At 73.7% G+C, this 19,334-nt stretch carries 17 protein-coding genes; 9 read left to right on the forward strand and 8 right to left on the reverse strand.

All coding sequences use genetic code 11. The features are described 5' to 3' along the window. Positions 1–106: 106 nt before the first annotated feature. Entirely contained in the window at positions 107–880 is a 774-nt protein-coding gene (locus tag ACFV1W_RS29995) for a hypothetical protein (RefSeq protein ID WP_380420393.1), read from the reverse strand. Positions 881–1,373: 493 nt separating this feature from the next. On the opposite strand from ACFV1W_RS29995, the gene ACFV1W_RS30000 reads away from it, so the two are divergent. Together ACFV1W_RS30000 and ACFV1W_RS30005 are read left to right on the forward strand one after the other, a co-directional pair. After that, on the forward strand, positions 1,374–1,649 hold the full coding sequence (locus tag ACFV1W_RS30000; protein WP_380420394.1) for a hypothetical protein: 276 nt from the start codon (positions 1,374–1,376) through the stop codon (positions 1,647–1,649). A 276-nt stretch (positions 1,650–1,925) separates the two neighbouring features. Next, positions 1,926–3,302, forward strand: coding sequence for a hypothetical protein (locus ACFV1W_RS30005; RefSeq protein WP_380420395.1), 1,377 nt, complete (start codon positions 1,926–1,928; stop codon positions 3,300–3,302). 136 nt (positions 3,303–3,438) lie between these two features. Here the strand turns inward: ACFV1W_RS30005 and ACFV1W_RS30010 are convergent, their stop codons facing one another. From ACFV1W_RS30010 to ACFV1W_RS30020, 3 genes are all read right to left on the reverse strand, one after another. Then, on the reverse strand, positions 3,439–4,137 hold the full coding sequence (locus tag ACFV1W_RS30010) for a ribonuclease H (RefSeq protein ID WP_380420396.1): 699 nt from the start codon (positions 4,135–4,137) through the stop codon (positions 3,439–3,441). 264 nt (positions 4,138–4,401) lie between these two features. After that, positions 4,402–5,310: an aldo/keto reductase gene (locus tag ACFV1W_RS30015; RefSeq protein ID WP_380420397.1), complete on the reverse strand. Its 909-nt coding sequence runs from the start codon at positions 5,308–5,310 to the stop codon at positions 4,402–4,404. 164 nt (positions 5,311–5,474) lie between these two features. Next, on the reverse strand, positions 5,475–5,684 hold the full coding sequence (locus ACFV1W_RS30020) for a hypothetical protein (protein WP_380420398.1): 210 nt from the start codon (positions 5,682–5,684) through the stop codon (positions 5,475–5,477). 56 nt (positions 5,685–5,740) lie between these two features. Here ACFV1W_RS30020 and ACFV1W_RS30025 point away from each other — a divergent pair, with 56 nt between their 5' ends. From ACFV1W_RS30025 to ACFV1W_RS30035, 3 genes are all read left to right on the forward strand, one after another. Next, complete coding sequence (locus ACFV1W_RS30025) at positions 5,741–6,646, forward strand: hypothetical protein (RefSeq protein ID WP_380420399.1); 906 nt, start codon at positions 5,741–5,743, stop codon at positions 6,644–6,646. Positions 6,647–6,662: 16 nt separating this feature from the next. Next, positions 6,663–7,205, forward strand: coding sequence for a GNAT family N-acetyltransferase (locus ACFV1W_RS30030; protein ID WP_380420400.1), 543 nt, complete (start codon positions 6,663–6,665; stop codon positions 7,203–7,205). 340 nt (positions 7,206–7,545) lie between these two features. Continuing rightward, a complete protein-coding gene (locus tag ACFV1W_RS30035) occupies positions 7,546–8,712 on the forward strand; it encodes a damage-control phosphatase ARMT1 family protein (protein ID WP_380420401.1) in 1,167 nt (388 codons plus the stop codon). A 192-nt stretch (positions 8,713–8,904) separates the two neighbouring features. On the opposite strand, the gene ACFV1W_RS30040 is transcribed toward ACFV1W_RS30035, so the two are convergent. After that, the gene (locus ACFV1W_RS30040; RefSeq protein WP_380420402.1) at positions 8,905–12,141 is read right to left on the reverse strand and encodes a cytochrome P450; all 3,237 of its coding nucleotides are present in this window, start codon (positions 12,139–12,141) and stop codon (positions 8,905–8,907) included. A 164-nt stretch (positions 12,142–12,305) separates the two neighbouring features. On the opposite strand from ACFV1W_RS30040, the gene ACFV1W_RS30045 reads away from it, so the two are divergent. The 3 genes from ACFV1W_RS30045 (at position 12,306) to ACFV1W_RS30055 (ending at position 13,665) form a co-directional block, all read left to right on the forward strand. After that, positions 12,306–12,986 (forward strand): LuxR C-terminal-related transcriptional regulator, encoded by a 681-nt coding sequence (locus ACFV1W_RS30045; protein WP_380420403.1) that lies wholly within the window; start codon positions 12,306–12,308, stop codon positions 12,984–12,986. A 68-nt stretch (positions 12,987–13,054) separates the two neighbouring features. Continuing rightward, on the forward strand, positions 13,055–13,270 hold the full coding sequence (locus ACFV1W_RS30050; RefSeq protein ID WP_380420404.1) for a hypothetical protein: 216 nt from the start codon (positions 13,055–13,057) through the stop codon (positions 13,268–13,270). Between the two features lie 80 nt (positions 13,271–13,350). Continuing rightward, positions 13,351–13,665, forward strand: coding sequence for a hypothetical protein (locus ACFV1W_RS30055; RefSeq protein WP_380420405.1), 315 nt, complete (start codon positions 13,351–13,353; stop codon positions 13,663–13,665). A gap of 182 nt (positions 13,666–13,847) precedes the next feature. Here the strand turns inward: ACFV1W_RS30055 and ACFV1W_RS30060 are convergent, their stop codons facing one another. Together ACFV1W_RS30060 and ACFV1W_RS30065 are read right to left on the reverse strand one after the other, a co-directional pair. Beyond that, positions 13,848–15,788, reverse strand: a complete 1,941-nt coding sequence (locus ACFV1W_RS30060; RefSeq protein WP_380420406.1) for a YhgE/Pip domain-containing protein — start codon at positions 15,786–15,788, stop codon at positions 13,848–13,850. Next, complete coding sequence (locus ACFV1W_RS30065; protein ID WP_380420407.1) at positions 15,785–16,564, reverse strand: ATP-binding cassette domain-containing protein; 780 nt, start codon at positions 16,562–16,564, stop codon at positions 15,785–15,787. Before ACFV1W_RS30065 ends, ACFV1W_RS30060 begins: the two co-directional genes overlap by 4 nt. 505 nt (positions 16,565–17,069) lie before the next feature. Between ACFV1W_RS30065 and ACFV1W_RS30070 the strand changes: the two genes are divergently transcribed. After that, a complete protein-coding gene (locus ACFV1W_RS30070) occupies positions 17,070–17,573 on the forward strand; it encodes an LURP-one-related/scramblase family protein (protein WP_380420408.1) in 504 nt (167 codons plus the stop codon). Positions 17,574–17,598: 25 nt separating this feature from the next. Here the strand turns inward: ACFV1W_RS30070 and ACFV1W_RS30075 are convergent, their stop codons facing one another. Next, positions 17,599–19,266: a histidine decarboxylase gene (locus ACFV1W_RS30075; protein ID WP_380420409.1), complete on the reverse strand. Its 1,668-nt coding sequence runs from the start codon at positions 19,264–19,266 to the stop codon at positions 17,599–17,601. Positions 19,267–19,334: the final 68 nt, after the last annotated feature.

Raw genomic sequence — 19,334 nt, forward strand, 5'->3', positions numbered from 1 at the left:
CCGCGCGCGGCGCTGCCAGGGCCGCCCGCGGCACTATCCCGGGGGGGCACCGCAACCGGGGGCGCCCCGGGCCCGCGTGGGGGGGCTCGGGGGCCGCACGGCGCGGTCAGCGCTGGCCGGGGTAGCCCTGCTGGCCCGGCTGGCCCGGGTAGGGCACGTTCGGGACCTGTGGCGGGTACGGCTGGCCCTGCGGCGGCACCTGGGCGTGCGGCTGCGGCGGGTAGGGCTGGGCCGGCGGGTAGGCCTGCGGTGCCGGGTACGGCTGGCCCTGCGGGGCAGCGTGGGGCGCCGGGTACGGCTGCTGCGGCGGGTACGGCTGGCCCTGCGGCGCGCCGTAGCCCTGCTGCGGCGGGATGCCGGGCTGGCCCGGCACGGGCTGACCGGGCATCGGCTGGCCCGGCATCGGGTAGCCCTGGCCCTGCGGGGTGTCGAACGGCTGCGAGCTCGGGTCGATCGACCCGGGCGGGAAGGCGGCGCTCAGCTGGTCCATCTCGGCGCGCCAGATGCGGTGGATGTTCAGGCGCGTCGGGCTGCTGTTGCCCGGCATCTGGATGTACATCGAGCTCCAGATGCTCGCCCGCTTGACCCGGTTGACCGGGAAGGCGTGCCGGGGGAACGCCGCGACCACCTCGCCGGGGCGGTTGTTCCAGCGGTTCGCCGAGTTGATCACGACGTGACTGTTGGTGAGCGTCAGGAAGTAGTACCTGCGGGTCAGCACGATGATCAGGCCGACGAGCGGAATCTCACCGAGCGCCGCGGCGAGCCACGGGCTGGGCCCGCTCTCCGCGTGCACGCAGGCGATGAAGGTCTCGCCGGGAGGCGCCACCTGCGAGAGCTTCTCGATGACCTGGGCCTTCTGCTTGGCCCGGAGGAATGCCATGTCTTCTGTACCTCTTACCCCGTCTTGTCCGCCGACTCGGTGCGGCGGGAAATCGGCTGAGGTTAGCAGGTGGTGATGACGCTTCGAACACCCCCGTCCCCGCCGGTCCGGGCGCCCCGCCGGGCCGCGGCCCGGCGGGGCCGAGTCCGCACACGGACCGCCCGGGAACGGCTTGGGCGGCGGTCGCCGAGCGCCGCCCCCCGTCCGCGGGCCAGCGGACGGTGGTGACCGTGAAGCCCTCCGGTGCCCGCAGCCGGACGGCCCCGGTGTGGTCGGTCTCCACCTCGATCGGCAGCCCGGCCACCGTCAGCCCGTCGATCCGCAGCGACTCGTACCCGGCCGGGACCCGGTCGCGCACCCGCAGGCGGCGGTTGGGGGCGTCCGCCGCCAGCCCGAGCAGCGACTGGAGGACCAGGACGGAGGACGCGGCCGCCCAGGCCCGGGGTCGGCAGGAGGCCGGGTACGGGACGGGGCTGGCGTACCGGGCGCGCGGATGGCCGCCGAAGAGTTCGGGCAGCCGGTGGTCGAAGGCGGCGCCGCGCACCGGCCCGGCGGCCAACGGCGCGGCGGCGCCGCGCACCGGCCCGGCGGCCAACGGCGCGGCGGCGCCGTGCAGTCCGGCGCGGGCCAGGCCGTGCGCGGCGACGGCGGTGTCGTGCGGCCAGACCGAACCGGTGTGGTACCACAACGGGTTGAAGCCGGCGGTGGCGGCGTCCAGGGTGCGCAGGCCGAAGCGTATCCACCCGGTCCGGCGAGCACGACACCCTGACCACCGGCCTCGCGCACTTCGTCTCCGGCGGCCTCGGCTCGGGGACGCAGTACCCGCTCACGCTGGCGGCGGCGCTGGTGTCCACCGCGCCGGTGGCGGTGCTGTTCTTCCTGTTCCGGCGCCACTTCGTGCGGCGGGCCAACTCCGGCCCGTCCAAGGGGTGGTCCGGCGGGCCGGACGGGGGCGAAATCCGGCCAAAGGGTCATCGGCTCGGACAGATGCGTTAAAGCCGGGGTCAAAAAATCGTGTGCGCCCTTGCTGATACCGTGCTCACATGTGTATGCGCTGCGGCGCAATTCGCCGCAGGGGAGGGTCGGCCTGACGCCGTTCGTTCAGGCCCTGTCACGCAGGAGATGCACCATCAACACCGCCATCCGCAAGGCCGCGCGCGGTGCGCTGCCCGTCGCGGTCACCGCTTCCGTCCTCGCAGCCGGCCTCACCGCCTGCGGCACCGCCGAGCAGATCTCGGCCGGCCAGAAGGTGTCCAAGGCCTTCGGCAAGATCGGTGACGGCAAGTCGGCCGGCTTCACGCTCTCCGTGGACGCCACCCCCGAGCAGATCGTCGCCTTCAGCAAGGCCACCGGCGACGAGGCCGCCGACGAGAAGAGCGCGAAGGCGCTGTCCGGCCTCTCCATATCCGTGGCGGTCTCCGCCGACAAGCCGCTCAAGGACGTCGACGCGTTCAGGAACGCGGCCGCCAAGGACCAGAAGGACGTCACCCTCGACAAGTCGGTGCGGGTCTCCTACCGCATCGCCGACAAGAAGGGCACCCCGCTCCTGGAGTACCGCCAGGTCGAGGCCAAGGGGTACCTGCAGATCGACCTGAAGAGCGTCCTGAAGCTCACCGGTCAGGACGCGTCCGAGGTCGACGACCTCACCGAGGGCCTCCCGTCCGACATGGCCCCCGCCAAGAGCCTGCTGAGCGGCAACTGGACGTCCTTCGACCTCCAGGAGCTCGCCGACGCGGCCAAGAAGGCCGACGGCGCCAAGGGCGGCAAGCCGGAGGCGGTGCCCTCGGTCGACCCGCAGGCCGGCCAGGAACTCTTCAACTCGCTGAAGGACGTCTTCAACCGCACGGTCACCTTCGAGGACAAGGGCAAGAAGGACGGCACCGAGCACATCTGGATGAGCGCCCCGGCCCGCCAGGCCGTGGACGAGCTGTACAAGGCCCTCAAGCCGCTCTCCACCAGGTTCCCCCAGCAGTTCAAGAAGTTCCCGACCGAGGCCCCCACCGGCGTCCCCGACCGCCAGGTCGGCGCCGACCTCTACCTCAAGGACGGCTCGCTCTCCTCGGCCACCTTCGACCTGGCGCAGCTGGCGAAGAAGGTCGAGCCGGGCGTCGAGTTCCCGGTGAAGCTGACCTTCAACCAGGACGCGCCCAAGGTCGAGGCCCCGTCCCCCGTCCCGAACAGGATGACCGCCGAGGACCTCATGAAGACCTTCTTCATGGTGGCCGCCGGCGGCGCGGACTCCGACCTCGGCGACGGCGCCGGGCCGGGCGCCGTCCCACCGTTCAGCACCGACGCGCCCCCGCTGACCGACGCCCAGCTCAAGGAGCTGACCGCGCTCGGCGTGCCGGAGGACCAGGCCCGTGCCCTCAACAAGCTCGGCATGGGCTTCGAGGACATCAAGTCGATGGCGCAGGAGAAGTGAGCCCCTCCTGACGTCCTCGCCCACCGACCGGCCGACCGCCCCCCGCGGTCGGCCGGTCGCGTTCGAGCGGGCCGCCGCCCGAGTGCGGGTGCCCGGGCGGCTGCGTTCAGGGGCTCGGGCGTGGACGTGCCGGGGCTCAGGCGCGGGCGGCGGCGCACTCCGGGTGGCCCCAGCTGCTGCCCACCTTGGTGATCTCCTCGCCCTTGGCGTACGAGCGGCTGCACGGACAGGTACCGGGGAAGCGGGCGTTCAGGGTGCGCGAGCCGCCGCCGCGCTTGGCGGTGCCGGTGGCGGCGGAACCGGTGCTGCGCGCCTTGGGGGGCTTCGGCGCCTTCGCGGCCGCGGCCGGGTCGGGCACCGGCAGGTCGGCAGCCGTCCCCGCGGCGGCCCGCTGGGTGCGGGCGGCGTCGCTGGCGGCCTTGTCGGCGATGGCGTTCAGCGGGTCGCCGTCCACCTGGTGGGCGGGTACGTACACGAAGGTGACGTCCCGGCCCTCCAGGAGTTCGTCGATCCGCTGGATCAACTCGCGGTTGGCCACCGGCTTGCCCGCGGCGGTCTTCCAGCCGTTGCGCTTCCAGCCCTTGAGCCACTTGGTGACCGAGTCACGGGTGTAGGTGCTGTCGAGCCGCACCTCCAGCGGGACGGTCGGGTCGGTGGCGGACAGCAGCTGCTGAAGTGCCGTCAGCTCGCCGATGTTGTTGGTGCTGTGCCCGAGCGGCCCCGCCTCCCAGCGCTGGGGCACCCCGGCGCCGTCCGCCACCACGTAGGCCCAGGCCGCCGGACCCGGGTTGCCCTTGGCTGCTCCGTCACACGCTGCAATGACTCGTTCGACCATGCCCCGATCATGCCTGGTCAGGCGGTCGGTCGCCAAAGCCGTCACGGGCGCAGCAACGGGAGCAGCAGCGCGGCGGACCAGCTGACGTTGGTGGAGTGCGCAGTTCGAGGGCGACGGCGGGGCCGTCGCCGAGGGCGTAGCGCTACGGAGGTGTCCCTCGACGAGGTCGGCGCCGGGGCCGTGCCCCCACCCCGCAGGTGGCCGCCCAGCAGCCCCAGCAGGCCGGGCTGCCGCCGTTCCTCTCCATCCGTGCCCGCCCCGAGCTCACGCCTGCTCGCCGAGGAGGGCCAGTTCCTCCTCGGTGAGACGGAGGGCACCGGCGGCGATGTTCTCGGCGAGGTGGCCGGGGTCGGTGGTGCCGGGGATGGCCAGCACGTGCGGCCCGCGGTGCAGGGTCCAGGCCAGCCGTACCTGGGCGGGTGTCGCACCGTGGGCACGGGCGACCGTGTGGACCCTCGCGTCCCGCTCCCGGACGGAGGCCGCCTCGCGCCGCAGACCGGCGATGGCGAAGTACGGGACGAAGGCGATGCCCTGCTCCCGGCACAGGTCCACCAGTCCGGTCTCGTCGGCGCGGCGCCAGTCCAGGCCGTAGGAGTTCTGCACGCAGACCACGGGCGCGATCGCCTGCGCCTGCGCCACGTGCTCCGGCCTGACATTGGAGAGCCCGAGGTGCCGGATCAGGCCCGCTTCGCGCAGCTCGGCGAGGGCGCCGAAGTGCTCGGCGATCGAGGCCGTCCCGGGACCGTTGCGGCGCAGGTTCACCACGTCGAGGTGGTCCCGGCCGAGCTGTCGCAGGTTCTCCTCGACCTGGCCGCGCAGCTGGTCGGGACGGGCCGTGGTGAGCCACTCTCCGGAGGGGTCGCGCCCCGGACCGACCTTGGTCACCACGACCACGTCGCCGCTCCAGGACGCCAGGGCCCGGTTGATCAGCTCGTTCGCGGATCGCATCGGCGAGAAGTAGAACGAGGCCGTGTCGACGTGGTCGACCCCCTGCTCGAAGGCGCTGTGCAACAACCGCACCGCGGCGTCGCGGTCGATCGGCGCGCCGTCGGAGTTGCCCATCATGCCGTTGCCGGTCAGCCGCATCGCCCCGTACCCGATGCGGTTCACCTCCAGGTCCCCGAGCTTCCAGGTTCCCGCTGCCGGTGCTCCTGCCGCTGCTGCTGTGCTCATTGCGCTCCTCCGCCTCGTGGTTCGTGAGGTTCCGGAGTATGGGCCGGTCAGCGGGTCTGCGACAGGTCAACGGGCTGGGCGAAGCGTCACATTCCCAGCGGGAACGAACCGTGACCGCCCAGCCGTTGGACCTGTCGTGGATGCGCTGCCCCGCAGGCCGGAACCTACTGGTGCGCGGCGGCGTCGAAGCCCTCGGGGGCGCGGTCCAGGAAGACGGTGACGGCGCTGATCCGGCCGTCCTCGTCCAGCTGGACGATGTCCGTGCCGGTCGCGAAGGAAGTGTCCCCGGCCTCGCCGGTCAGCAACTCCCACTCGACGCGGGCGCGCTGGTGGTGCACTTCGGGGGCGCGGCGCAGCCGGAGGGTGACGGGCACCGAGGTGGGCGACGAACTGGCGGCGGAGGTCGATCAGCGCCGCCGTCCGCTGGGAGGTGCTGGCTGCCAACCGCGCGATGGGCCTGTTCCCCACGGATCTGCCGCCGCAGTCGACCCGGCCGCCCGTCAACGTGCTGCGCGCGACCCTGCACCCCGACGGCCTGGCCGCCGCCCGGCCCGGTAAAGGGGCCGCCCCCGCCGCCGCCCGGCCCCGGGTCGACCTGGCAGGATCTCCCGCCATGACGCACGACGAGACGTCCCGGCCGGGGCGGCGACGCGGCCGGGCCGGGCGAACCGGCGAGTCCGGGCCGGGCAAGAACGGGAAGACCGGGAAGAACGGCACGCCGTGGCCGCGACGTCCGCTGCTGACGGCCCTGTGGATCCCGGCCGCCGCCGTGCTGCTCCCGCTGGGCGGGGCGCTCGGGGCGTTCGGCGCGTGGTTCTTCGTCCCCGCGCTGGCCCTGGCCGTGACCGGGGTGATCGGCCTGATCTACGCCCTGATGTGCCTCTGCCAGACCAAGGCGCTGCAGACCGTGGCACTGCTCCTGGCGATCGCCCCGGTGATCGCCGTCCCGATGATGAGCATGAACACCGTCCAGGCCGCGGTGCTGTCCGTGCGCGGCACCGCCCACCCCGGGACCGTCACCGACGTCACGGTGATCCACGGCAAGGGCACCAGCTACAGCTGCGCGGTGCGCTACGACGACGCCCCGGGGCGCACCCGGTCCGTTGCCTGCGGCAGCGGTGACGCGGCGGGCGAGCGCGTCAGCGTCACCGAGGACCCGGGCGGCCTGGTGGACCCGGCGTTCACCTCGGAGGCCGAGAACCCCCGCTTCGACCTCGCGTTGGTCGGCCTCGCCGACGTCTCCCTCCTCGCCGTCACCGCCGCGACGGCCGGCCTCGGCGCCCTCCTCCAGCTGGCGCGGAGGCGCCGTTATCCCGTTGCGCCGACGGCGGGGTAGCGGACATCCTCCCTGGATGGAGCTGGCAGAGCAGGAAATCGCCCTGGGTGAGGTGACGCTGCGCCGTTTCCGCGGCGAAGCGGACTTCCCCGAGTTCTTCCGGGTCATCGAGGAGTCGCTGGAGCACCTGCGGCCCTGGATGCCGTGGGTCGCCGAGCACAGCGGGGCCAAGACCACCGCGTTCCTGGCGGAGCGGCCGGAGCTGTGGGAGAGCGGGAGGGACTTCACGTACGCGATCCTGCTGGACGGCGCGATCGTCGGCGCCTGCGGGCTGTTCCGGCGCGAGGACACCGAGGCGAACGGCCGGGAGATCGGCTACTGGCTTCATCCCGCCGCCACCGGCCGCGGCATCGCCACCCGGACGGCCCGGGCGCTGGCCGAGCAGGCCTTCCGCCTCCCCGGCGTGGACTTCGTGGAGATCGTGCACGACCCGGCCAACCTCGCCAGCGCCGCCGTCCCGGCCCGGCTCGGCTTCACCGAGTACCGGCGCCGCCCCGCCGAGGCGGTCGCTCCGGCGGAGACCGGCGAGGAGCAGATCTGGCGGCTCCGGCGCGGCTGACGAACGGTGCCCGACGGTCCGCCGCCGTGGGGGAATGCGTGCAGACCGCCGGGCGACGCCGGACGGACGGGACGATCCGGCCGGGCGCCGTGGGAAACGAACGCGGGCCGGAGACTGCCGTCCCCGCGCGGAGCGCCCCATCTCGAACCCCGCGTGCCGGCCGCGCACCCTCTGCCACGGCCTTGCGCGTTCGTTCCCATGCCCAGGAGACCGCCGGACCGGCGGGCGGATAACACTTTCTCCCCCTCGCTCCGTCCCACCGGTGATCGTCTAGTCTCGGCTGGAGCCGACGGGAACCGAGCCCCCGGCCCAGCCAGCAGCTCCGCCGAGAGGCCCCACCGTGCCGAACGCACCCGTGATCCGCAGTGACGTCCCCGGCTCCTTCCCCTGGGCCGTGTTCCACGAGCGCCACCCCGAGCTGATCCGGCGGGTCCTCGGCGCCCTGCCGTACGGCCCGGCCGAGCGGGCGGCGGTCGAGCGGCTTCTGGTGGAGAGCACCACCGGCCTGCTGGAGCCGCCGGACGACGACACCCCGGACGCCGCCCGGTGGCGGGAGTGGGGCGGGTCCGTGTGGGGCAGGCCCTGGGGCGAGGCGCCGTTCCTGTGGGCGGAGAGCTACTTCTACCGCCGGCTGCTCGACGCCACCGGGTACTTCCGACCCGGTGCCTGGCAGGGCATCGACCCGTTCGCGCCGTTCAAGAACGCCGAACTGGCCGGCCCCGCCGTGGACGAGGAGCTGGCGGCCCTCGACGGGCTCGACGCCCTGCCGAAGACCCGACGCGCGAACGCGCTGCTGTCGTCCGCGCTGTGGGGCAACCGGGCGGACCTCGGCTTCCAGCTCACCGCCGGGCCCGGCGGCCCCGCCTCCTCCGACCTGCTCGCCGACGACGGCGAGCTGCTCCGCTCCGAACTGGAGCGGACCGGCGGCGGGCTGGTCTGCCTCGTCGCGGACAACGCCGGGCGGGAGCTGCTGCCGGACCTCGTGCTGATCGACCACCTGCTGACCGACGGCCGGGCCGCCCAGGTGGCCCTGTACGTGAAGCCCCAGCCGTACTACGTGTCGGACGCGACGACGGCCGACGTCCTCGCCTCGGTCGAGCGGCTGCGCACCGCGCCGTCACCGGCGGCCGGGGCCGTCGGCGACCGGCTGTGGCAGGCGCTGAACCGCGGCACGCTCGTGATCCGCACCCATCCGTTCTTCTGCGCGCCGCTCCCGTACCACGACCTGCCCGCCGACCTCAGGGCCGAACTCGCCGGGGCGGCGCTGACGATCCTCAAGGGCGACCTCAACTACCGCCGCCTGGTCGGCGACCGGCTCTGGCTCGCGACCACCCCCTTCGCCGAGGCGGCGGGGCACTTCCCGTCGGGCGTCGCCGCCCTGCGGACGCTGAAGTCGGACGTGATCGTCGGCCTGGACGCCGCCACCGTCGCCCGGCTCGACGGCACCGGCGCGCCGTGGCGCGTCAGCGGCCGCCACGCCGTCATCCAGGTCTGCGCCCGGCCGTAGGCTCCGCCGTCGAGGGCCGCCGGCCCCCGGAGCAGCGCACCCGCACCGCCGTCGAAGGGCCCGTCCGCCCCGGCTGCGGTGTGACCACCCGTCACCCGCACCCGCAGCAGGACCAGCGCGAAGGAGCTGCCCGCCTGCCCGCTGCCTCGGGCGAGGCAGCGGGCAGGCGGACGTTCTCCAGCGGATGGGCCCTCAGCCCGCGTACACGTCCTCGACGTAGCGCCCCGCCTCAACCAGGCCCTGCAGCCACTCCTGCGCCCGCTGCTCGTCGGCCCCCGGCGTGCGCTCCCGGTAGAGCGACCGGAAGGCCTCCCGCACCCCGGGCGCCATCCGCGCGCCGTCGCCGCACACGTACACCTCGGCTCCGGCCTCCAGCAGTGCCCAGACCTCCGAGGCCTCGGCCGCGATGCGGTCCTGGACGAACCGCCGGCCGTCCTCGGGCCGCTCGCTGAAGACGGGCCGCATCGAGACCGCGCCCACCCGCTCGGCCTCCTCCAGCTCGGCCCGGTGCAGGTAGTCCGCCTCCGGGGCGTCGCAGCCGAAGTACAGCAGCGCCGGGGCGAGGTCCGCGCCCCCGGCGAGCAGCGCCCGGCGGTCGGCGACGGCGCCGCGGAAGGGCGCCAGTCCGGTCCCGGCCGCGATCATGATCACCGGGGTGCGGTGCCCGATCCGGAACGCCTCCCGGCAGGGCTGGACCCGGGCCAGCACGGTGTCGCCGACGCCCACCCGGTCGAGGTAGCCGGAGCCGGTGCCCCGGAAGGTGCCCCGGCCCGAGCGCGCCGGGGCGCTGAGTACCGAGACCATCAGGTCGACCTCCCGTACGCCGCCGGCCGCGGGCGCGGCGCCCGCGGGCGAGGAGGAGATCGAGTAGTGGCGGGGCCGGATCGGCGGCAGCAGTTCCAGCAGCACCGGCCAGCCGAGCGCCTCCCGCAGGGCCGGGAAGTCCTCGACCAGGTCGAGCAGGGTGCGCGGGTCGTCCGCGGGCAGCGCCAGCAGCGCGGCCCTCTCGGGCGGGCAGGGGTTGAGCGCGGCCAGCGCGGCGCGCTGCTCGGCGGCGGGCCGGTCCTGCAACTCGACGTGGTGGGTGAGCAGTTCCCGGACGGTCAGCGGGCGGTCGACGGCGAGCCCGGTGCGCCGGTGGGCGACGATGCTCAGCACCGTGTCGAGGTCCGCGCCGAGCAGCTTGGCCGCGCGCTCGACCAGGACCGGGTCGTTGGCCGGGAGGACGGTCAGGTGGTCGGCGGTCCGGTACTCGGCCCCGGCCGGCAGTGCGAGCCGGACGAGCCGCTTCACCCGGTGGTAGTCGGGACGGGTCAGGCAGCCGACGGCGGTGACGGTCAGCTCGCTCATGCCGTGCCGGGCGGCGAGCGCGTGCAGCGGGCCGCCGGTCAGCTCGGTGACGGTGTACGCGGCCTCCTCCCTCGGGGCCGCGGCTGCCTCGGCGTCGCCGTGGCGCGCCAGCAGGAGGTCGGCCAGCGCCTCGGTGAACTCCCTTACCGTGCCGGCCAGATCGCCGGAGGCGTCGGCCTCGGCACGGGTGAGCAGCCGGGTGCCGCCGAGGGCGGCGAGCCGGTCGTCGATCAGGGTGGGGATGCGCTGGTAGGTGGCGGCGTAGGTGCGGTCGCCGATGCCGAGCACCGCGTACCGGACCCCGTCGGCCGCGCCGTCCGGGGCCTCGGCCAGGCCGCGGACGAACTCGGCCGCGTCGTCGGTCGGTTGGCCGTTGTACGAGGCGGCGGTGATCACCACTGGACGGTCGGTGGGCAGGCCGTCGGCGTACGCGTCCAGCGGGGCGGTCTCGGTGTCGCAGCCGAGTTCGGCGGCGACGTCGGCGAGTTGGCGGCTGAAGTCGCGGCAGGCACCGTAGTTGGAGCCGTGCAGGAGCAGCAGGCCGGTGCCCTGGCGGACCCGACCGGGGCGCTCGGGGCGCTCGGCGGCGCCCGTGGCCTGCCGCGGCACGACCGGCTGGACGGACCGGGCGTGCCGGACCGGCGGCGCCGGGGTACGCGGGGCGAGGGCGAGGGTGAAGCCGTCGGGCTTGATGGTGAGCGTCTGCTTGAGGTTCAACTGGTAGTCGGCGTGGTCGATCAGCCGGTAGCGGTGGACCAGCATGCCCAGCAGCATGGTCGCCTCGTGCAGCGCGAACTGCCGCCCGATGCAGGCGCGTTCGCCGGTGCCGAAGGGCTTGAAGGCGTGCGGCGAGCGGGCCGCCTCGCGCTCGGGATCGAACCGGGAGGAGTCGAACAGCTCCGGGTTGTCGCCCCAGGCCGGGTCGCGGTGCAGCATCGTGGTCAGCACGAAGATCGGCATCCCGGGACGGACCGGGATCCGCCCGCCGAGCAGGGTCTCCGCCCGCGCCTCCCGGCTGAACTGGGGCGCCGTCGGCCACAGCCGCAGCGCCTCGTTGAGCACCTGGCGGGTGTGGCGCAGCCGGCCGACGTCCTCGTACGAGGGCTCCGGGTCGGCCTGGTCGCCCCAGAGCGCGTCCACCTCCTCCTGGACCCGCCGGAGTTCGGACGGGTGCTTGGCGAGGTAGTGCAGCGCGAAGGAGAGCGCGCCCGAGGTGGTCTCGTGGCCGGCGATCAGGAAGGTGATCACCTGGTTGCGGATGTTCTCGATGTCCAGCCGGGTGCCGTCGGCGGGGTGGACCGCGCCGAGCATCAGGCCGAGCAGGTCCTCGGCCGGGCCGTCCCCGGCGCCGCTCTCCACCCGGGCGGCGATCACCTCGTCCACCACGCCGGCCAGGTAGTCGGCGTCCCGGCGGAAGGCGGCGTCGCGCTCGGCGTGGTCGAGCGCCGGGTCGCGGGTCAGCCTGGTCATCGCCCAGTCCAGGCAGCGCACCATCGCCTCGACGAAGGGGTGCGGCTCGTCCCGCTCGAAGGAACCGAAGTCGAAGCCGAACCCGGCCAGGCCGATGGTGTCCAGGGTCATCCGGGTCATGTCGCCGGGCACGTCCACCGTCAGGCCGGCGGCCGAGCGGCGGTCCCAGGACTCGATCACCCTGCGGGCCACCTTCAGCATCACCGGGTGGTAGGTGCGCATCGAGCCGAGCGCGAAGGCGGGCATCAGGATGTCGTGCGCCCTGGCCCAGTTCGGCTCGTCGTTGTAGGCGGTGAACAGGCCGTCCCCGGTGAACTCGCGGACGTTCTCCAGCGCCGGGCCGATCGCCTTGGTGAAGCGTTCCTCGTCGGCCAGTTCCTCGACCAGTTCCAGGCTGCTCACCACCAGCACCTCCCGGCCGTGCAGGCGCTGGACGAAGGCCGGCCCGTGCGCTCTGGCCAGCTCCATGCTCCGCAGCACGGGGACGCTGACCGGCGGCAGCGCGGAGATGTCCACCAGGGGGACGGCCGGGCCCTCGGTGGCGGCCCCGTCAGTGGTCCCGGTGCCGGTCCCGGTCCTGGTACCGGCCTCGGTCGTGGTGTCGGTCATCGGTGGGTCCCTCCCACGGCGGAAAACTTCTCGGTTCCTCCACTCTGAGCCCCCGCGGCCGCCGCCCAACAGTGATCACTACATGATTGTGTAGTACTCGCACCGTCCGGAGACTTGCCTACGCCCCATCAGTTGCGGCCCGGTACGACAGGAGGAGACCACGCATGCGACCGATCGAGGGCCGCCGCCCCGCGCCGGTGACCAGGCAGGACCCGGCGGTGATCTGGCGCAACCGCGCCCTGCGGCTCATGGACCACGTGCCACTGCCCATCGCGGTGTGCGAGTACGGCGGCCGGATCCTGATCGTCAACCGCGCGATGGCCGCCGAGTTCGGCCTGTTGCCCGGCCAGTTGCGCCACCAGCGGATCCTGGAGTTCTTCACCCTCCGGGACCGCGCCACCCTCCAGGCGCTCACCGAGGCCGTCCGCCTCCACCGCCGCTCGCAGTACCCGGCCAGGGTCTCCTGGACGTCCGCCGACGGCCGGGAACGGCAGGGCGAGATGACGGTCGAGCTGATCAGCGACTCCCCGGAGGAGACCCCGAACCTGCTGATCTCGCTGCGCACCCTCGCCGAGCCCGCCGCCCCGCCCGTCCCCCGGCAGCCCGGCCCGGGCGCCGAGGTCAGTCCGATCGAGGCGCGCATCCTCGCCGCGGCCGCCCGGGGCAACACAACCGCCCGGATCGCCAAGGAGGTCGGTCTCAGTACGGACGGCGTCAACTACCACCTCGCCCGGCTCTCCCGCCGCTGGCACCTCCCCAACCGAACCGCCCTGGTCGCCCGCGCCTACGCGCTCGGCGTCCTCGCCCCCGACACCTGGCCCCCGGAGGCCGCCGACCCGCGCTGACGGGGCGTGACCTGCGAACGGGCGCGTCCGGCTCGCCGCCACCGCGGGCGCGTGCTGTCGTAAGGCACATGATCACTTCATCACTGGCCCGCCTGGCCGTCCCGTTCGCCACCACCGGCGTCCTCGTCCTCGCGGGCTACGCCCCGGCCCTGGCCCTCCCCCACGACGTCACCGCCGAGCAGTGCCAGGAGAACGGCGGCACCGTCCAGGGCGGCGGGTACTGCGTGGGCGCCACGGGCGAGGACGAGTGGGGGGCCGACATCGACGGGCAGGGCATCGCCTAGCCGGGCGCGGGCAGGCGGTGCGGGCGGCCCGGTCGTCGTCACCGAGGTTTCCGACGCCGCGCGCCGGTGACACGTAGGGCATGGGCAGCTACGTGATCACCGTTCCAGGGACAGTCCGACGACCGGTGGAGGAGGCGGCACGCCGCACCCTGCTGGCCGTTGTGCACGGTGCGGACCCGGAGGAGGCCGGCGCACAGGTACCCGATCTCGACGTCCTGACCCTGGACGAGCCGGAGGGAACCTTCGTGCTGCGCCTGGAGGTGGACGCCCCCGACCGCAACGCCGCCGGTGAAGCGGCGCTGGGCCTGGCCCGGCGGGCTTTCGCCGCCGCCGGGTACGAGGAGGGGGCGGTGAGCGTCGGCACTCCGGTGGTGACCGGCATCGACGTCGGCTGATCGTCCGCGGGCCGGGCCGGTGGCCGGTGGCCGGCGAGTGCAACCCGCGCCGAGGCCACCACCACCGGCCACGCCCCGGCCTCGGCGGCCGGTCCTCGCTCCCGGCCGTCCCGCAACAGGCACGGGACGTCCCGGGGGCGGGCGGGGGCCGGGGCGGGCACGGGCCGGTCGTGCCCGCCACGTCACAGGTCCAGGTCGGGGTGGAGGCGGGCGACCGTCCACACGCGCCGACGGCGCAGGGCCAGCGAGGTGAGGGCCAGGAACAGGACCCCGACGCCCGCCAGGACGGCGATGTCCCGGGTGAGGTGGGAGGCCAGGCCACCGCTGATCGTCACGCGGAGCCCGTCGACCAGGTAGGTCATCGGCAGGAAGGGGTGGACCGCCTGGAACGGCGCCGGGGTGGTCTGCATCGGGTACAGCCCACCGGAGGCGGTGAGCTGCAGGATGAGCAGGATCAGGGACAGGACGTCGCCCACCGTGCCGAACGCCGTGCGCAGGCAGTGGTCGACGGCGACGAAGGCGGCGGCGCCGACCGCGAGGAGCAGGACGGTCTTCCAAGGGGCCGCTGCGTGCAGCCCGAGGGCGGTGCTCACGACGCCGAAGAGGATCAGGGCTCCGAGTACGCCCAGGGCCGCGGCCGGCAGCCAGCCCGCCACGGCAAGGGTCGAGGCGCGGGTGCGGGCGGCCAGCGCCCTGGTGTTGACCGGTCGCAGGAAGAGGTAGGCGAAGAGGCCGAACACCCACAGGGCGATGCCGAAGAAGAACGGGGCCAGCCCGCGGCCGTAGGCGCCGGCGGGATGAAGGTTCGACCGGTCGATGTCGACGGGTGTCCCCAACACCTGCGAGGCGTGCTCCAGTTGGTCGGCGCCCAGGACTGGGACCTGCTTCCTGCCGTCGTCGATCAGGGTCGCCAGCGTCGTGGCACCGGTGTGGGCCTGATCGGCGGCGGTCTTCAGCGCTCCGGAGCCCTGCTGGAGCGCGGACAGACCCGTGGACACCGTCGCGGTTCCGGCGGCGATGCTCTGGGCGCCGGAGTCGACCAGGGCCAGGGGTGTCTGCGCGTTCTGGGCCGACTGCTGGGCGGCTGCGGCTGCCTTCTGGAGTCCGACGGCCTGCTGGAGCGCCGTGTGGGCGTTGCCGCCGGCGGTCGCGGCGTGACCGTCGATCTGGCCGGCGGCGGTGTCGGCTGCCGCCATGTCCTGCTTCACGCGCTGGAACAAGGGGTCGTAGCCCAGTCCCGGGTGCGCCTCGGACAGGCGGTCAAGATCGGCCACCGCCTTGGCGGTCCCCTGCTTCACCGTCGACGTCGCGGTGTGGACGGCGTCCACGCCCTCGGAGACGAGGGTGGCTGCGCCGACCACGGCGTCGGTTGCCGTGCTCAGCTGCGGCGCGGCCTCGGTGAGGGCGGCGGCCGCGGCGTGCACCTGGGCCGTGGCCTGGCTGAGCTTCCGGGCGCCGTCGGCGAGCTGGGTGGAGCCGGACTGCAGCGTCGCACTCGCGCCCGCCGCCGCGGAACTCCCCTGTTGGGCGACGGTGGTGGCGTTCACGAGCCCCTGCGCTGCCTGCGCCGCCGTGTTCAGCCTTCCGCCGATGTCCGCGAGCTGCCCGTAGACGCCGCGGACGTAGGCCTGGTGTGCCGCGGAATTGACCTGTTCCTGCAGCTTCGCCTGGACGACCTCGGTCATGACGCCCGCGATGTAGTTGTTCGCGTCGTTGAGCTGGATGTGGATCCGGGCCTGTTCCGGCTGTGCGTCGGGGCCGGTGGCGAGACGGGCGCTGAAGTCGGCGGGGATCCGGATCGTGAACGAGTAACGCCCGTGCTCCAGGCCGGTGCGGGCCGTCGCGTCGTCGACGAACGCCCAGTCGAACTCCCGAGAGGCCTTGAGCTCCGTCACGACCTGGGCGCCCGCGTCCACCCGCTGCCCCTGCCGGGTCTCGGCCGGGTGGTCCTCGTTGACCACCGCCACGGGTATGTGCCCCGTCTTCCCGTAGGGATCCCAGTTCGCCCACAGGTACATGGCGCCGTACAGCAGCGGAACCAGACACAGCACGAGGGGGACGAACCGCCTCAGCGGGCCCCGGAAGCCGCACAGCTCCAGCACCGCGAGCCTGATCGCAGTCATGCGCCGCCCTCCCCCGCGTGGGACGTGCCGTCCGGCCCGTCGCCCGGGCCCCGCCGTTCGCATGCCAGCCGCGCGCGTTCCGCCGGGGCGTCCGGCTCCTCCGGGGGCCGTCCCCCGGGCAGGCTGCTCCCTCGGGGCAGGCCCACCAGCACGGGCGCCGGGTCGAGGCCGACAGCGGATGCGGGAGGGTCGACGGCACCCGCCAGGACGGTGCAGCCCACCCGGCAGGCGCGGCCCAGGAGCCGCCACACCCGCGTGCGGTCCTCCGCCGGGCACCCGCGGTCCACGTCGTCCGCGACGACCACGGCGGGACGCGTGGCCAGGGCGAGCGCGACGGCCACGCCCAACGCCTCCACCGGGGGCAGGTCGCGCACCGGCGTCCGGTGGTCCACCTCGATGCCCAGGACCGCGAACGCCTCGGCGACCTGCGCCGCGCTCAGCCGGCGGCTCAGCCAGCGGCGCTCGGCCACCAACTCCCGCACCCGCAGGTCCGGGTCCAGCCCGACGGCGGGCTCCGCACGAGCCACGGCCACCAGCTCTCTCACGCGACGGCCGTTCCGGGGCAGGACGGCACCGCCCACCTGAACCGCCCCGCCGTCCAGCCGCATCCGCCCCGCGAGCGCGAGCAGCACCGTCGTCCGGCCCGAGCCGCCCGGCCCGTGGACCACCAGCAGCCCGCCAGGATCCACGCGCAGGTCGAGGTTCTCGAACACCGCTCCCCTGGGCCCGCGCACACTCGCTCCGCGCGCGACCACGTCCACGCCAGCAATCTCCACCCCCAGCCGGTAACCCGTCCGGGCCGCGACATGTCTGTCAGACCGGTCACATTCCCCGGACGCGACCGCTGCGCGGACGTGAACGCCGGGCGCGCCTCCCGGACAGGGCGGCACGGCGCTCCGCCGTCATCGCCCGGGGGCAACCGGGACTCCCGCTTCCCTCCGGTGCGTCCGCCGGATGAGCACGGGTTCGAAGTGCCTGCGGTTCGAAGTACCTGCGGTTCGAAGTGCCTGCGGTTCGAAGTGCCTGCGGCAGGGCCGGCGGCACGCGACGGGCAGTGCCACCGGTCGCCGGGCGGCTCCTCCGGGGCCCGTCCGGCGTCGGCGCTGCCGGAGCGCAGGGTGAAGACCTGGTCGAGGCCGACGGCGGCGAGCACGCGCAAGGGGCGGAACGTCGCGGTCCGGTAAAAGCCCGACCCCCTGCCCCTCCCCTCGCTGACCAGCCGCTACGCTCTGGGCCGCGCCGCGCCACGGGGGCCGGCGGATCCACCACGGGGGAACCACTGTGCGTTACCTGGTCCGCGACCGCATGTTCGCCTTCCACGAGGAGGCCTGGATCGAGACCGAGCAGCGGGAGAAGCTCTACCGCGTGAACCGGAGGTTCTTCCGGTTGCGCCGCACCTTCGCCCTGGTCGACACCCGCGGCGAGCACGTCGCGAGCATCGTCCGCAAGGCCTTCACCTTCCACCACACCCTGCTGATCAAGCAGGAGGGGCAGCCCACCGCGAAGGTCAGCAAGAAGCTGTTCAAGCTCTTCGGCGACCGCTTCAAGGTCCGCCTCGGCGACGGCCGCAGGCTGAGCATCAACGGCAACCTGTGGGACCGCGAGTTCGACATACGCCACGAGGGCACCACCCTGGCGCACGTCTCCCGTCGCTGGTTCACCATCCGCGACGCCTACGCCGTGGACGTGATGAGCCAGCAGGACGCCCTGATCCTGGTCATCCTCGCGGTCTGCGTCGACCACGTGCTCCAGGACGCCGAAGGCGACCAGCTGACCAACCTCTGACGGGGAGCCACGGACGCGTTGCGGACTACGGTGCGCCCAGAATCGCCGGGTCCTCGGCGAGTTCGGCGAGCAGCGCGTCAAGCTTGGCCCGGTCGACCGAGGGCATCACGAAGACGTGCACGTAGCTGCGCCGGGTGGTCTCGTCGCCCGGGACCACCAGCACGTCCTGGGAGGACAGCGACCACTTGGCCACCAGCTCCGGGCTCGGCTTGCGGAACCGCACGGTGACGGCGCCCGGGGTGCGGGCCGGCCAGAGCTCGACGCCGAGTTCGTGCTCCATGGCGGTCAGCCGCCGCTCCAGGTAGGCGGCGAGCTCCTGGGCCTCGCGGATCCGGTGCACCTGGTCCCGGTAGGAGTACCGGGACAGGTGGTCCCAGAGGATCAGCGGGGAGAAGCCGTTGCGGGAGCCCGCGAAGGTGGTGTCCGGGGCGCCGATGTAGTCCGGCTGGGACGGCGGCGAGATCTGGTACTTCACCTTGGTCATGTAGATGCCGCACGGCCACGGCGCGCCGGCCCACTTGTGGCCGCTCATCGCGATCGAGGAGACCATGTCGACCTCGCCGTGCCCGGCGGTGGGCAGCCGCAGGCCGAAGTCGAACTCGGGCAGCTCCACCTCCGGCGTCCAGCCGTACTGCTCGGGGTCCTGGGCGGCCAGCCGCAGGAACGGCGCGTAGCCCGCGCCGAGCGCGCCGTCCACGTGGATCCAGAAGCCGCGGCGCACGTCCACCAGCGGCCGGCCGGTCTGCGGGCAGCTGCCGTAGACCACCTCGCGCTGCACCAGCCCGTGCCGCTCGAAGATCGGCAGCAGCCGCTCGCAGACCGCGCGGACGTCGTCGTGGGCGCCCTTGAAGGTGCTGCCGAGGTTGAGGTTGACGAAGACCGGGTGGCCCTTGGCGGCGAAGAACTCGACGAGTACGGCGAGGGCGTCGACGTCTATCTCACCGGGCCCGTCCCAGGACAGGCCGGACGGGCCCGGGCGGGAGGGCACCTCGGTGGGCCAGGTGTTGAGGCCGGTCACCGGGTCGACCAGCGGGCACTCGTCGGCGTACTTCTCCAGCCCGACGGCGTGGAAGGTCTCCACGCCGAGGACGGCGACGGCCTTGGCGAAGGAGTAGTGGGTGTCCTCGGAGTAGAAGGCCACCGGGTGGTGGGCGTTGGGGTTCCGCCGGTCGGGGTCGGCCTTGACGTAGCGCACCGCGTCGAAGGGGGCGGCCGGCGGCTGGATCAGCGCCTTGCCGCTCAGGTAGTCCCGGGCGTTCCAGAGGGCGTACATGTTGCCCTCGGTCGAGCCCATGGACAGCATGTAGCCCCAGTAGGACTCCGGGTCGGCCGGGTCGTGCGGGCGCTCGGCGTGCCAGAGCTTCGCGTAGTAGTCGAGCACGGCCCGCTCGACGACCTTGGTGTTGGGCTTGTAGCCGCCGCTCTGGAAGGGGTCGCCGAGGTTGTTGATGTTGTTCGGCATGAACCGGGCGAGGTCCAGCGCGGTGCCCTGCATGTCCTGGGTGGCCTGGTAGCCGACCAGGTGCTTGCGCTTGCGGGTCAGGTACTCGTCCACGGCGTCGAGCGCGCGCAGCCGCCGGTCGTCGTCCAGGCCGCCCTCGGGGAGGGTGAAGTCGCCGCCGTCCAGCTCCGGACCGGGATCGACGGCGGTCGCGGGCGCGGTCTCGGCCGAGGGGAAGGCGGTCGGGCTCATGGGGGCGCTCCGGGGTGCGGTGGGGCGACGGGCGTGCGTCTACGTCGACGACGGTCGTCGGTGAGGAC

The sequence above is a fragment of the Kitasatospora sp. NPDC059648 genome (genome assembly GCF_042734825.1).
Lineage (GTDB): Bacteria > Actinomycetota > Actinomycetes > Streptomycetales > Streptomycetaceae > Kitasatospora.

Coding starts and splice junctions, on each gene's coding strand:
- ACFV1W_RS30055 (WP_380420405.1), top strand. CDS start 13,351: ATGGGCAGCTACGTGATCACCGTTCCAGGGACAGTCCGACGACCGGTG.
- ACFV1W_RS30075 (WP_380420409.1), bottom strand. CDS start 19,266: ATGAGCCCGACCGCCTTCCCCTCGGCCGAGACCGCGCCCGCGACCGCC.
- ACFV1W_RS30060 (WP_380420406.1), bottom strand. CDS start 15,788: ATGACTGCGATCAGGCTCGCGGTGCTGGAGCTGTGCGGCTTCCGGGGC.
- ACFV1W_RS30050 (WP_380420404.1), top strand. CDS start 13,055: ATGATCACTTCATCACTGGCCCGCCTGGCCGTCCCGTTCGCCACCACC.
- ACFV1W_RS30030 (WP_380420400.1), top strand. CDS start 6,663: ATGGAGCTGGCAGAGCAGGAAATCGCCCTGGGTGAGGTGACGCTGCGC.
- ACFV1W_RS30015 (WP_380420397.1), bottom strand. CDS start 5,310: ATGAGCACAGCAGCAGCGGCAGGAGCACCGGCAGCGGGAACCTGGAAG.
- ACFV1W_RS30010 (WP_380420396.1), bottom strand. CDS start 4,137: ATGGTCGAACGAGTCATTGCAGCGTGTGACGGAGCAGCCAAGGGCAAC.
- ACFV1W_RS29995 (WP_380420393.1), bottom strand. CDS start 880: ATGGCATTCCTCCGGGCCAAGCAGAAGGCCCAGGTCATCGAGAAGCTC.
- ACFV1W_RS30000 (WP_380420394.1), top strand. CDS start 1,374: ATGGCCGCCGAAGAGTTCGGGCAGCCGGTGGTCGAAGGCGGCGCCGCG.
- ACFV1W_RS30045 (WP_380420403.1), top strand. CDS start 12,306: ATGCGACCGATCGAGGGCCGCCGCCCCGCGCCGGTGACCAGGCAGGAC.
- ACFV1W_RS30040 (WP_380420402.1), bottom strand. CDS start 12,141: ATGACCGACACCACGACCGAGGCCGGTACCAGGACCGGGACCGGCACC.